Genomic DNA, 14086 nt, shown 5'->3' on the forward strand with positions numbered 1-14086 from the left:
TGACATGTCTGGAAACTGCATTATAATACAAGCAAGGGCAGAACCTCAAAAAATTGGCTCTGCCCAAAGTAACTAATGACATATCTTATATCAGTTTTTTAGTTTACACAAAACTTGAAACGGTCTCCTGAGGGTATTTAAAATTTCTTTTTTCTGTATTCTGTGAATTTTATATTCCTAATTTTGATCTCACAATTTCCAGGCTTCTCTGTTTCGTTTCGTCTACTGAAAAACTTTTTACTATTTTGGCCATTGTTTCCGCACTCCAATATATTTTCAGCCGTTTCTTTGCCCGCGTAATTGCTGTATAAAATATGCCATGAGTTATTTTCTCCGAATTACTGTTCGGAATGATCACCTTAACAGAGTCATATTCCAAACCTTGTGCTTTGTGAATAGAAACCGCATAAGCAAGTTGAAATGGAATCACCGATCTCATCCGGGCATACTCCTCTTCCTGCCCGCCAACACCGCTTTCATAGGCATATACTGTAAATCGTATACGGGTGGAAACTTCGAGAGCATCAATAAATTCCAGATCTTCTCTCTTGCATTCTATCTCTGTCAAGTTCATCTCAACATCCACAGTAAACGTAATTCTATCAGCATATTTAATTATATCTACAATGTGCCCTTTCAAATTGTTATGAAGGATAGGAAAACGTTTTGTCTCATTAAAGAGTATCGGATCTCCCGGCTTATAACTCCACTCTTTCCAAAAAACAGCATTTCCCTTTTTATTTGCAGTCTGAAAATAATTGTTCATGTTATTCAGTCCAAATTTTCCATCATAATTAAGACATAATATTACCTCATCCTTTTCTTCTCTTCTCAATACATTTGAACCTATATTTTCTGAAAAAGGACCATCAATAACAAGTTTTTCTGTGATTAATGGTTCTCGCTTCCTTACTTCATCCCAAAGGCTGATCAACGATTGATCGTCTGTCCGCCACGTATTGAGCAATTCGACCTTAGATCCGCGTGTTTTGATAATATCTTTTGCGTAAAAAAACCAGTTTCCAAAATCAATAGATTCAATCTGATAAATATCTCCAGCCAGAACCAAAAAGGTGTCAGGACTCAATTTCTCCAAAAATACTTTCATTGTCTGATTATCTATCGTGCTACACTCATCAATGAAAATAATATCATATTCCGAAAGTGTCACTTTTTTCGTAAAACTGTCAATGCTCAGGAAATCACACGCTGGTCCCGGGTTGACAATACGCCTTTTCAGGTTTTGTAATGCTGTGTGTGTTTTCGTAAGAAACAGCTTTCGCTGCCCACCTATCAGATTAGAAATATAGTTGATTAGTGTTGTCTTCCCTGTTCCCGCAGCTCCGTAAATCAGCAAAAGGCGAGACTCAACAAAAGCCTCTTTTACAGCCTGTATTTTCAAAGGATCATCCGAAAAACCGATACCACCATTTCTGATAAACCTCTGGTTATACTGCCTTTGCCCTTTATTTCCACTATGAGAAAACTTTACAAGTTTTTCAAGAATACTGGTTGTAGTCTTTTCGTAAAGTTCTATACCCACAAATCCGTTTTCTTGTTTTATGCTATAACCTTGTTTACGTTCCCACCAATCCAACTGTGCATTATACGCATTTATATCGTCCGTTTCTGCAATTCCATTTTCAAAATATATTTCACCTGTCTGCTTTATCGCATTTCTGATCAGCAAATACGGACGAACCACATCCATTCTGTCATATCCAGCCGCTTTTGCAACATGCCGAATATGGTTTGTTTCACTTGTTCTGCTTCCGGCTAAATTAGATATAAACGGATTTTTTTCAAATGGGAAACATCTGCTGGACAAGGACAAGTTGTCACACAAACATTTGGGGTTATATTTTGTAGGCAATACATTTTCTATCGTTTCTTCTCGCAGGTTCTGTAACAAATACCTGATTACATTTCTTCCCGATTTTTGCGAATCCGAAGAATAATGATTCTTCAGTTCCACCAGAACTTTTCTAAATTCCGAAGTTTTTGTTCTGTTGTATATGGGATCGATCAGTGTATAAAACTCAACTTCCTGTAAATCTATCAGATCAAGAAAATTGATACCGGTTCTTGTAAGGAAATTCATCAATTCTATATACTCTCGGTATTTTGAATTGAGTCTCATAGGTATCTTAAGTATTTTAGCAAGTTTATTTAAACATACTGGATCAAGTGATACTTTCCAATTTGTAATAACTTTAATCTTTGTATTTATATCCCACAAATTAATCTCAGCATCCACATAGCTTATCTGAACAGAATAATTTGTTGAAATATTTTCTGTTGTATAAGCAGTTATCCTGTTATATTTTGTAGCATAAACCCCTGCCAGCTGCAAAGTGACTTCATAATATCTTTCCTTTCCGACAAAGAATGGAGTTTTTTTCTGCACATAAAATCTTGAAGACTCTACCGCTCTATAGCTTTTGTCAGCAGAATCAACTGCTGCCGATATCAACTGATAATATTCCTTATCCGTATTGTCTATACAAAGGGGAAATTTCTCCAAATTGCGCAATACTGTTATCCCATTATTTTTCCAAAAAGAAGCTCTGATCTGCCAGAGAAAATCATAATATTTGAGCATCAGCCGCTCTGACTGTCCTTCCATGGGAATTCTGTATCCGACATATTTTAAAGCTTTATAAAACACCCCCAGATATTTTGTTTCTATGCTCAGCAGCGAACGTTCCCATGCCAGACGAATACTTATTTTTTCATATCCTTCATTTAATGCGTTGAGCAGCAGGGCAGCAACACTTATGTCCTTCAGTCGTGTCAGCATTCTCTTTGACACATCATCACGGCTTTCATTATAAATTTCCATCCTGTCAATACATTCTGTAATCTCTCTGTCACATTCTTTTATAATACTATATATGTCATTCTTTGAATAATCTGCATCATCTAGCTGCGCCACAAAAGAATGCTGGCTTGCAATATATTCTAGCTTATCGCAAAATTTATCAATACTTTCCTCTGTATTCTCTATTTCCTCATCTGCTGCAAAATAAATAGTGGCACTCTCCTTATTAAAATCAAGTGAATGGAGAAAATCAACAGACATATATTTCCAGAACACTCTTTCACATCCTCGTTCATCAGGGTTTATTACAACAAAAAGAATACCTGGATCAAATGTCACTCGATAACGCATAAATGCAGGAAAAGCCAAACTCTTTAATAAATACTTAATCCCTCCATCTTTTTCTGTATATGTATGAGTTCCTTTAATCTGAACAAAGAAATTCTGTTCTGGTTTTCTTGACGTATAAGGCTTTGAGACAAACTCAAATGTACCATCTGTGTTCGGCCATTTATCGTCACAGGAAAAATCAGTATTTATTTTACCATTGGACCTTAAAAAAATTCTCAAGACATCAACTGCCGCATGATCTTCAGCAGAACGTTCTGAATGTGTCTTAATGTGTCTTTCGATATTTTTTCTCTCTGTATATGACATATCCGTCTGCTTCTCCCCATTGTACATATTTTATTTCACTTTTCACAATACAGCGATTCTTAACTATATTCCACGATTTACGCTATTTCTACACCATGTCCAGCTAAATATTCTTTTATCAGTGGAAGAATATATTCAACAGACTGAATCTGTTTTTGCGCTTCATCCGCAGATGCAATAAAAAAATCACTGTAATCGCTCTCTTCCCTTTTCATTTTCAATCGTGCCAGTCGTCTCCCCATTTCCCCTGGGAACTTTCCCTGAGCAACAAATTCTTTGTTAAAGTATGCTACCACATCTTTATGCCTTTTAAAGTCTATACTTTCTAACGCCAGCACAGCTCGTATTGCATAAAACACCGCATAATACGAGCGATTAATACAATCCCTGTAAAACCCATTATCAAAACACATTTTCGCATTGTTATAAGTCTGTTTCGCCAAAGAGTACCTGTACTTTGATAATTCTATATCTTTCTTGATATCACGCACTAAGCCTTACCCCCTCATCTCTTACATTACGATAGTAGGGTAGATTATCTACCCAGTAGTTAAAATGATCTATATTGGTTATTACCGGCGAAATATCTACTCCAAACTTCATCAAATATTCAAAAGCCATATCACTGATCTCATCAGATATTTTCTTTATCTTTTCCTCCGTCAAAGTGACCAGAATCATCACATCAATATCTGATAGTTCAGAATAATCTCCTCTTGCATATGACCCATATACAATGACGCTGTCAAGGGTATTTCCCAGAAGTCCCCTCACTCTGTCTGCAAACTGCTGCATTATTTCCGTAATATTTGTCGTCATTTGACCTCACCTCTTTCAGTTTAGTCCTTTTATTTTGTATTTTATTATACCGTATTCATTAAAATTTGTATACCTGACACATTCAACGTTCTTCGCCATTCTTGTCATTATTCTATATTTCTCGGACAATGGTCATTTTGTCTTTTTGTCCCTTCACCTCTTCAAGATGAACTGGTTACTAATGTCGATCATCCTGCTGTGTATTATGGCGATGGTATTGTATGCGGTAATCGGGGTGGTGGAAAATTTGTATAAAAAGCGAATCTAAAAGCCGGCGCAAAACCTATAATGTCCTCCGGCAGTTCTAAAAGATCTGTCTGAGGACAATTTTGTATTCTGTTATTATAGGTTTCGAGACCTTTTTAAACTTATTTAAGACTGAAAAACTGATATAAGATATGTCTCAAATACCTCTTATGTTATTCTTTATCTTCGGCAGGATTTTACGAGGCTTTTCAATCTCCTCATCATTTAAATACATCCCATGTTATTGTTTATCTTGCAGTGGGGTAAGGATTTCATCGGCGGGATCGCATTCAAATACATCTCTTGTTATTGTTTATCGGATAACGGAGATATTGTTGGCGGGCGAGACCGGCATTCAAATACATCTCTTGTTATTGTTTATCGATAAGACGGCTTACACATGTAACTGTTAATTCGCATTCAAATACATCTCTTGTTATTGTTTATCATGTGGGAAGCGCAAGCAGTCTGATCGCATACCAATTCAAATACATCTCATGTTATTGTTTATCTATGTCAGACAGCCTGTTTGCTGCCAACTACGAGCATTCAAATACATCTCATGTTATTGTTTATCCGCCCGACAAGCTGGACCATGCTTCTGGAGGAAGTATTCAAATACATCTCATGTTATTGTTTATCAGTTCCTCATTGCTTATTTCACTTGCAAATGGAAATTCAAATACATCTCATGTTATTGTTTATCATGCCAAAATTGCGCGGAGGAAGTGAGATATGGGTATTCAAATACATCTCATGTTATTGTTTATCCCAACGTCCCCTTTGCCGATCCTCCCGCATTTGTGATTCAAATACATCTCATGTTATTGTTTATCCCTGTGTCGTCCTCAGCTCCCGGATTTCCAGATCATTCAAATACATCTCATGTTATTGTTTATCTGAAAGACAACCGAACCCGTACAAGGCATAGCACTATTCAAATACATCTCATGTTATTGTTTATCTAGGACGGCAGCTTATTCACCGGCGTCCCTTCCTTATTCAAATACATCTCATGTTATTGTTTATCTCGGTAGACGGGAAACCAGTCCGGGCGGGAGTTCAATTCAAATACATCTCATGTTATTGTTTATCAGCACAACCGCCGTTCCGATTGTGGCCACCGCGGTCATTCAAATACATCTCATGTTATTGTTTATCGGTATTTCACAACCGAGTTGTTTCGGCTGTCTATAAATTCAAATACATCTCATGTTATTGTTTATCATTCGATGTTCTCCTTCATTGTTTTGTTGTTTGTCAATTCAAATACATCTCATGTTATTGTTTATCTCAAATTTCGCGCATTCAAGAAGAGAATGTTGTGCATTCAAATACATCTCATGTTATTGTTTATCCCCGAGAGAGGTTGACTTCGTTACTTCCTTCGGGAAATTCAAATACATCTCATGTTATTGTTTATCATAACTTCCGATTGATTTTGTGTTGCCGCATAGAGATTCAAATACATCTCATGTTATTGTTTATCACTCAGAACGGGAAAACGACCGTGGAATACAAATATTCAAATACATCTCATGTTATTGTTTATCCTCAGCCCCATCAATTCCGCCCGTCTCCGATATGCATTCAAATACATCTCATGTTATTGTTTATCGCACTGGGATAGATCAGCGTATCTATTACAGCCGTATTCAAATACATCTCATGTTATTGTTTATCGGTATTCCCGACAGAAGATATGCTTTTCCCGAAAGAATTCAAATACATCTCATGTTATTGTTTATCCAGTATCAACCAATATTGAGCATACAACATTTCTTATTCAAATACATCTCATGTTATTGTTTATCCCGCCAGGTGTAGCCCATCCAGGTCACTATGTTTGAATTCAAATACATCTCATGTTATTGTTTATCAACTGATAAAATCTGTCTGTCGCTGTGAATTTCGCTATTCAAATACATCTCATGTTATTGTTTATCATATTCATCCAGGACAACAACCTGTTTATACCCCATTCAAATACATCTCATGTTATTGTTTATCCCGGTCCGAGTCCGGCAGCCACAGCCGCACTTTATTCAAATACATCTCATGTTATTGTTTATCGCAGGGCCAGGGCGTTTATGATGGACGGTGGGATCTGATTCAAATACATCTCATGTTATTGTTTATCGTTCCTCTTTCTTCTGCTCAATCTGCCGATTAAGCAATTCAAATACATCTCATGTTATTGTTTATCGCAAGTTCTTCGATGTCATAGACCCCGATCGCAATATTCAAATACATCTCATGTTATTGTTTATCCGTTGCTGAAAAACAAGATGTCCGTGCAATTATCTTATTCAAATACATCTCATGTTATTGTTTATCGTTAGTAGACAAAAGTGTATATGAAATTACCCGATTCAAATACATCTCATGTTATTGTTTATCTTGGTAGCTATCAGGCTTTTTTGTATATCCGTATATTCAAATACATCTCATGTTATTGTTTATCCAAGGTTAAATGTGAGAAAAGGTAAGCGTGAAGAACATTCAAATACATCTCATGTTATTGTTTATCCGGCCCAGAAACAGGGCTGCTTTTTCTTTTTTATATTCAAATACATCTCATGTTATTGTTTATCCGTTTCTTCATTACTTTTCCTCCTTGACTTTTACATATTCAAATACATCTCATGTTATTGTTTATCTATGTGGATTCGCTAAAACTATTCCTGGAAAAGGAAATTCAAATACATCTCATGTTATTGTTTATCGCCGGAACAATCTTTACAGACTTTACAGAAATGTTATTCAAATACATCTCATGTTATTGTTTATCGTAACATTATCTTCAGGCGCAGGAGTCCAACGTGGATTCAAATACATCTCATGTTATTGTTTATCAATTTCGTCGGTGGGGATGCCACAGAGAGTAAAAAATTCAAATACATCTCATGTTATTGTTTATCCATAGAAGAGGGCCTGAATCTTTTGCAGGTTCAGATATTCAAATACATCTCATGTTATTGTTTATCTTATGCGGAAGGAAGCAATCCTCCGCAATTCGAGTATTCAAATACATCTCATGTTATTGTTTATCATTTCGGGTTTTGCTTTCCTTTTTTACTTTAATTTTATTCAAATACATCTCATGTTATTGTTTATCTGACAAAGGAAGAACTTTCAACTTACTGCTCGGCATATTCAAATACATCTCATGTTATTGTTTATCGCTTTATCGTATGTATCGTTCATCAATTCGATTAATATTCAAATACATCTCATGTTATTGTTTATCATTTTTTAAAGCAATGCAAAACGCACCGAAAGTTAGATTCAAATACATCTCATGTTATTGTTTATCTTGGATATCGCGTTCTGTGTGAAACGGATCTGATATTCAAATACATCTCATGTTATTGTTTATCGGATTGAGCAGGCTGAGTAAAAAGGGTGGTAAAATATTCAAATACATCTCATGTTATTGTTTATCCGGATGAATTCGGAAACATCCTTGGTCAGATATGCGATTCAAATACATCTCATGTTATTGTTTATCAAAAACCTCGGAAGCAAGTTTGCAACAGGATTGAACATTCAAATACATCTCATGTTATTGTTTATCTCAGTGGCGGGATCTTGCCGCTCAAGCTCTTCAAAATTCAAATACATCTCATGTTATTGTTTATCTCCGATTTCGGTATAGGTGCTTCGGATAGTAGCATCATTCAAATACATCTCATGTTATTGTTTATCGACAAGCCGTTCCTTGAAGAAATGGCAAAGAAAATTCAAATACATCTCATGTTATTGTTTATCCTTGCATCCGGTCTTTGACGGGTCTATATCCATTCATTCAAATACATCTCATGTTATTGTTTATCCTGTACGTATACGCCCAGTCCAGCAGGCTCCCTTCTATTCAAATACATCTCATGTTATTGTTTATCAGTAAACACGGCGTTATAGGTCATGTAGCTGTCCATTCAAATACATCTCATGTTATTGTTTATCGTGATACCTTCGCGCTGTATAGCCGACTCTGCCGCACATTCAAATACATCTCATGTTATTGTTTATCCCAATGGCTAAATACAGAACAAAACCGTGCGAGATATTCAAATACATCTCATGTTATTGTTTATCAGGTAAAATTTTAAACGATAAAATAACCCAAACTAAATTCAAATACATCTCATGTTATTGTTTATCCCTCTGCAAGTCCGATTGCCTCCGACAGCATCTCGAATTCAAATACATCTCATGTTATTGTTTATCACAATATATAAGACGGAAAATATCGGGGATCCGGGAATTCAAATACATCTCATGTTATTGTTTATCTACTATACCGGCATACAGGAGATCGCGGAAACCTAATTCAAATACATCTCATGTTATTGTTTATCATGTATCATCTAAACACCGAAAATCAGCTGTCCACTCATTCAAATACATCTCATGTTATTGTTTATCTATTGAAATAATTTCCAAGCGCGCCAAGGAACTCAAATTCAAATACATCTCATGTTATTGTTTATCAAATTGGACAGCAGACAGCACTTGTGGCAATCAAATTCAAATACATCTCATGTTATTGTTTATCTATATCTACAATAATATTCCATATGCCTTCAAAAATATTCAAATACATCTCATGTTATTGTTTATCTTTTCCATCTCGGCTCATTCCTTTCGATGAAAAGTGATTCAAATACATCTCATGTTATTGTTTATCGAAGATATACCGGTTAGAGAATGGAACAGAATCGCTATTCAAATACATCTCATGTTATTGTTTATCCCAGTCCATACAGCAATGTACAATACCGCTCAAATATTCAAATACATCTCATGTTATTGTTTATCCCACATTTTTTCGCGTTTCTTAATAATCACTATACTCTCTATATATCTAATTTTCAATCCTTTTGCAATTTTTCCCATCCATATCTTTCTTTTCCTTCTGTGCTATATAATTTGCCTTATTTCCCCGATATTTGTGGCATTATTCTCCTTTCATATACTAAACCGCCTGGTAAAATCATAGAATTAAACTCTCTCCGTTTTCTACATCTCCAGCGCCTAAAATTTCCTCTCCAAACACATTATCATTCATTAATTTAATAATACACACAAAATCTTCTTTTTCATTAATCACTTTTTTCAAATCCTTTTTTAACAAAATCAATTTTGAGGGCGACATTTCTCCTCTAAAAACTGATTTTTGAAAATGGGACAAATATTTTTTGCATACTTTAAATACTTTCTGCACTCGTTTTTCTCCTACATCATAAAAAACAAATGCATAATTATAATTAATTTTCTTTGACATCTAACACCCCTCTTTTAAGCTAAATGGAATAAATTCTTTGTTTTCCACGATACACTTAATCAACTTATAACAATCTAATTTTAAAGCTGTACGATAAGACACTTTTCGTTTTAATTTGGGATGCTGAAAGACAGATTCTATTCTGCCTTCAAATGCCTCGATAAATATCTTTCTTCCAGATTCATTTAACACACAGTAATTTACCTTTTTATCAAAATGTTTTGTTACTTGTATTTTACGGTTATTGACCAGATCAAATATTGTTCGGTATACAATAACTGGTTTAAATACTTCACTCAGATCAAGACTTAAAGAAAAACGTCCCTCCGATGGTTCATGCAGATAACTGATCCTTTGATCCAGATGAGTACGGAAAATTGCTGAGATTGTTTTTGTATACAGAAGCGTATTACCAAAAGATACCAGAGCATTAATTGGATTATCAGGTGGTCTTTTCACTCTTTTATTCATTATAAAATCTTCTGGAAGGAAATATTGAAAATCGTTATAGAATCGCATCCAAACATCTCCTTCCAAAGCCAAAAGCCGTTTTATATCCTCCGCTTTTTCTACAGACGAATAGAATTCCTTTCTTATCCAGTCTGTTGTCTGTTTTACTTCTTTTTTATCATGTTTATAATAATGATAGAGCACCTCATAGATATTAACACCAATTCCTTTCACAATAGCACGCGCAATCTGTATTCTATCCCGCTGGAATTTTTCTACTTGTTTCACCAATAGTCGGCCACTCATATACTGATCTTTCGGATAAAATGTACCACTATAACCACCATAGTAATTAAAAAAATGTACTACCACATGATTCTGTCCGAGAAAATCAAGCAATTTACTATTTATGCTAATCTCATTCAGACAATAAATTTCCTTTGTATTCTCAATTGGTATGTAAATATTTTTCCCGTCTTTGCGAAAACATAAGGAATTGTCTTTTCTTATTAATTCTCCCATCGAAGAAATATATCTTGTGCTTCCCATCTAATTCCTCCTTATTATTAACTCACATAGTTACTCCAGCAGGTTTCCTACATTTTTTAAATATAACAATATTCATAATAAGCGCACTTCTTACATGTTCTATCGTTTATAACCTCTGGAACCCTCTCTTGTTCCAACAATATTTCAATCTGACTGATATATTCTGATAACTGCTGCTCTAATTCTTCTGTCAGTTCAACAATAATAGTTTTTGAATTTTTATTATTCTTCTCAGCAAATTCCAGTCTACCCTTCCGTTCTATTCCTTTATCCTTCAACACTTTCAGATAATAGAGAAGCTGCCACTTTGCAGCATTTTCATCTGAATCTGACTTTTTCAGTTCTGTAAGATATTCTGATGTCAACTTATCCAGCCTGATATTATCTATAGATATTTCTGTATTTTTTTGTTCTTCCCGTTCCTCATGCAGTGCCTTTCCTATTCTTACTTCTTCGCTGTTGTCTTCTAAATTCATTCGATTTCCAAAAAGATAGCATTGTCGTTTACAATGAAAATAATAATTCACCAGTGTCCCATTTACTCTCATTATCTCGCTCCTCTGCTGTTAAATAAAATCAACAAACTCACCGACTTCTCCCTGTAATTTCTTACGATCCAGTTTCCCTTCTGTAAAATATTTTTCTCCGTCTTCTATATAAAAAATTTCTCCAACCTTATCATGATAAATTAAATCTGGGTTCCTTTTTATCTGATAAATAAAATAATTCATTTTGCTTGTAATCTCTGACAATTTTACACGTTTTTCAGAATAGTCCATTGACAGATCCTTCAGCAGTTCTTTATACTCCTCCCATATTATCTTCCCGTCGATCTGATTACCCTCCCCGTCTTCTAATAACCGTGCCAAATAAATCTGCATATTCCATTTATCATCCGGAATCAACTTCATTCTTTCCTTTACTTTCTGCCACTGTAAATTCCTGACATCTTTATAAAAGAAATTATCAAGTCCTACTTCACCCGTATTGTCATTTCGGTTATCCTTTAATTCTTTCAATATTTTTTCATAGTATTGTCCAAAATCTTTATCCCTAAGAATATTTCTGATCTTCTCATTTTCCAGTGTAAATTCCTTTCGAATTCGTATGTCTCCATGATAAATTCCATTTCCATCATCCAATTTAAAGAAATAGGCTTTCCCCTTTTTTAAACACGATCGGTTAATTCTGCCAAGGAACTGCTCCTCACTGTCCAATTTTGATATGTTTTTATATCCTATATCCATATCAATATCAACCCCGGCCTCAATAACCTGTGTCGCCACAAGAATTATTCCACTCTGGGTTTCTTTAATATTCTTCAGGATCCTACTGCGCTCTGCAATACTATCATCTCCTGACATATATTCCACAGCACAGCCAAATGTATCCTCACCCCTGAGCTTTTGATAAAATTGATATGCTGACTCCTTTTTAATAAATTCGATTATAATTTTCTTCTTCCCTGGCAAAAACTTTCTAATATGAGCTGTCAGAATATCAAATATCTCATCCTGTTCTTTTAATGCTGTCTGTTCCAGAAGCTCATATGAAATTTCTACCCGGTTACGAAAACATGGAATGGTAAAATACTTTTCCGGTTTTTGCATCAACTTTACAGCAGGATAAATATCCCCTGTTAATAAATCAAAATCCGGAAGTGTTGCGGACATAATGATTATTTTTATATTCATCAATTCCCCGAAAACTTTCAGAAAATACGCAATTTCACCCCATAGTTCATTATTATAGCTTTGAATTTCATCCAGCACGACAACACTGTTCATCAACTGGTGGAAAGCAAATGCTGATTCTTTTGTATTTCCAAACATCGTATCAAACAAACTGACATGCGTTGACAAAATCAAAGGATAATTTAAAAACTGCCTGTCCAGCAACGCTCTTTGATAATAGTACGTATTTTCTGTCTGTTCTTCTGCCTGCTTGTCTTTATCTGTTCTCTTTATAGGCGTCAGCGAATTAATAACAGCAATGTCCCTGAAGATTTCTTCTTTATTCCCGAATATTTTACTTAAGCTTTGCATGTTTTGTTCAATTAGTGTGTTAAAAGGATAAATATAATATATTTTCTGCAGGTTCTTATCCTCATTTACAAGCCGCAGACTCAAATCCAGTGCCGTATTGCTCTTTCCGCTTCCTGTAGGAGCTTCCAGATAAAAAAGGAAACGATTTTTATTTTCTTCCATAATTTTTTCTGCATCGCAGAGCATTTCAGTCCGAAGTACATTAATGTTATTCTCCGCCTCTAATTCTTTTTCTTGCTTTGGATATTGTTCCTTCTGGTATTTTCTAATCGAATGCATCAGATCCGTATCCTCATATGTTTTTACCCATGCCTGAATCTCTTCCAAATCTCCGAATTTCACGGTCTTTAACCCTGACATGAATTGTGTTGTAGCATAATAATCGGCGGCCACCAGTATAGAATACAGTATTTTTTCATACGCATATAAAGCAATACTTTTTTCTCTGGCAATCTCCCGGATGTTTCTTTTATTTATTTCCAATATCCGCTTTACTCTTTTTGTGTTTAACGTAAACTTTTCTTTATATACATTTCCGCCTTTTTCTCTGAATATTTCCATAAGTTCCTGCCCTTTTCCCAGAATCATTTCTTCCAGAAACAGGTCAAAATCGCAGAGATCTGTATGATGCCGCGAAATAAGATATGAATGATATAAAATCAACGGTCTTATTTTTTCCCTCTCTTCTGCTTCTTTTACTTCTTCTCTCAGTTTTTGCAGATAAAAATCCAGATATAAAACTGCTGAGATTAAAGAATGCTTGGAATTAATGCACAGAAATGCCTCGTCATCTTTGACGCGTGCATTTTTCATCTGTCCGATCTGAAACTTTGGATTAATTTTTCCAAGGTCATGAAAAAGAGGGATTCCCATGATCATTTCTTTTAAAAAGCTTTCAGTATCTTCTGCCAGCGCACCCCACGTCTGTCTGATAAACCTTCCTAACATAGCATCCGCCTGCTTTATATCCCATATTTCTCCGAAATATTTTACTGTCAGTTTTATATGCTCTGTCAGAGATTCCCTTATAATCTCTCCTGTATTTTGTATTCTTATGTGAGCGTCATAGTTTTCTACATTCTCAACTAATCCTCTGATTCTGCTCTCCACTACCTGTTCGTTCATTCTTTTCCCTCTCATTGTGTAAGTCTCTTTTCTTCTTTTGCAAAAAGGAGTCCTCAATCAGTTAACTCGATTGAAAACTCCTTTCTT

General features: G+C 35.1%; 7 protein-coding genes and 1 CRISPR repeat array. All 7 genes read right to left on the reverse strand.

Annotation, left to right across the window (positions count from 1 at the left end):
• Window positions 1–169 precede the first annotated feature (169 nt).
• Window positions 170–3478 carry an ATP-dependent DNA helicase gene (locus BQ7367_RS00010; RefSeq protein ID WP_072523876.1) on the reverse strand — a complete coding sequence of 1103 codons (3309 nt, stop codon included), beginning with the start codon at window positions 3476–3478 and terminating at the stop codon, window positions 170–172.
• A 77-nt stretch (window positions 3479–3555) separates the two neighbouring features.
• A complete protein-coding gene (locus tag BQ7367_RS00015; protein ID WP_072523599.1) occupies window positions 3556–3969 on the reverse strand; it encodes a HEPN domain-containing protein in 414 nt (137 codons plus the stop codon).
• A complete protein-coding gene (locus tag BQ7367_RS00020; protein WP_072523600.1) occupies window positions 3962–4297 on the reverse strand; it encodes a nucleotidyltransferase domain-containing protein in 336 nt (111 codons plus the stop codon). The genes BQ7367_RS00015 and BQ7367_RS00020 overlap by 8 nt, the downstream gene beginning before the upstream one ends.
• A 401-nt stretch (window positions 4298–4698) precedes the next feature.
• Window positions 4699–9364: direct repeats of the CRISPR family, unit length 30 nt; unit sequence ATTCAAATACATCTCATGTTATTGTTTATC.
• Between the two features lie 175 nt (window positions 9365–9539).
• The gene (gene cas2, locus BQ7367_RS00025) at window positions 9540–9830 is read right to left on the reverse strand and encodes a CRISPR-associated endonuclease Cas2 (RefSeq protein WP_072523601.1); all 291 of its coding nucleotides are present in this window, start codon (window positions 9828–9830) and stop codon (window positions 9540–9542) included.
• A complete protein-coding gene (cas1b, locus tag BQ7367_RS00030) occupies window positions 9831–10829 on the reverse strand; it encodes a type I-B CRISPR-associated endonuclease Cas1b (protein WP_072523602.1) in 999 nt (332 codons plus the stop codon).
• 56 nt (window positions 10830–10885) lie between these two features.
• Entirely contained in the window at window positions 10886–11377 is a 492-nt protein-coding gene (locus tag BQ7367_RS00035) for a CRISPR-associated protein Cas4 (protein WP_072523603.1), read from the reverse strand.
• An 18-nt stretch (window positions 11378–11395) separates the two neighbouring features.
• Entirely contained in the window at window positions 11396–14014 is a 2619-nt protein-coding gene (locus BQ7367_RS00040; protein ID WP_083588825.1) for a CRISPR-associated helicase/endonuclease Cas3, read from the reverse strand.
• Window positions 14015–14086 lie beyond the last annotated feature (72 nt).

The sequence above is a fragment of the Clostridium sp. Marseille-P3244 genome (genome assembly GCF_900120155.1).
Taxonomy (GTDB): domain Bacteria; phylum Bacillota; class Clostridia; order Lachnospirales; family Lachnospiraceae; genus Mediterraneibacter.

Coding starts and splice junctions, on each gene's coding strand:
- BQ7367_RS00010 (WP_072523876.1), bottom strand. CDS start 3,478: ATGTCATATACAGAGAGAAAAAATATCGAAAGACACATTAAGACACAT.
- BQ7367_RS00020 (WP_072523600.1), bottom strand. CDS start 4,297: ATGACGACAAATATTACGGAAATAATGCAGCAGTTTGCAGACAGAGTG.
- cas2 (WP_072523601.1), bottom strand. CDS start 9,830: ATGTCAAAGAAAATTAATTATAATTATGCATTTGTTTTTTATGATGTA.
- cas1b (WP_072523602.1), bottom strand. CDS start 10,829: ATGGGAAGCACAAGATATATTTCTTCGATGGGAGAATTAATAAGAAAA.
- BQ7367_RS00035 (WP_072523603.1), bottom strand. CDS start 11,377: ATGAGAGTAAATGGGACACTGGTGAATTATTATTTTCATTGTAAACGA.
- BQ7367_RS00040 (WP_083588825.1), bottom strand. CDS start 14,014: ATGAGAGGGAAAAGAATGAACGAACAGGTAGTGGAGAGCAGAATCAGA.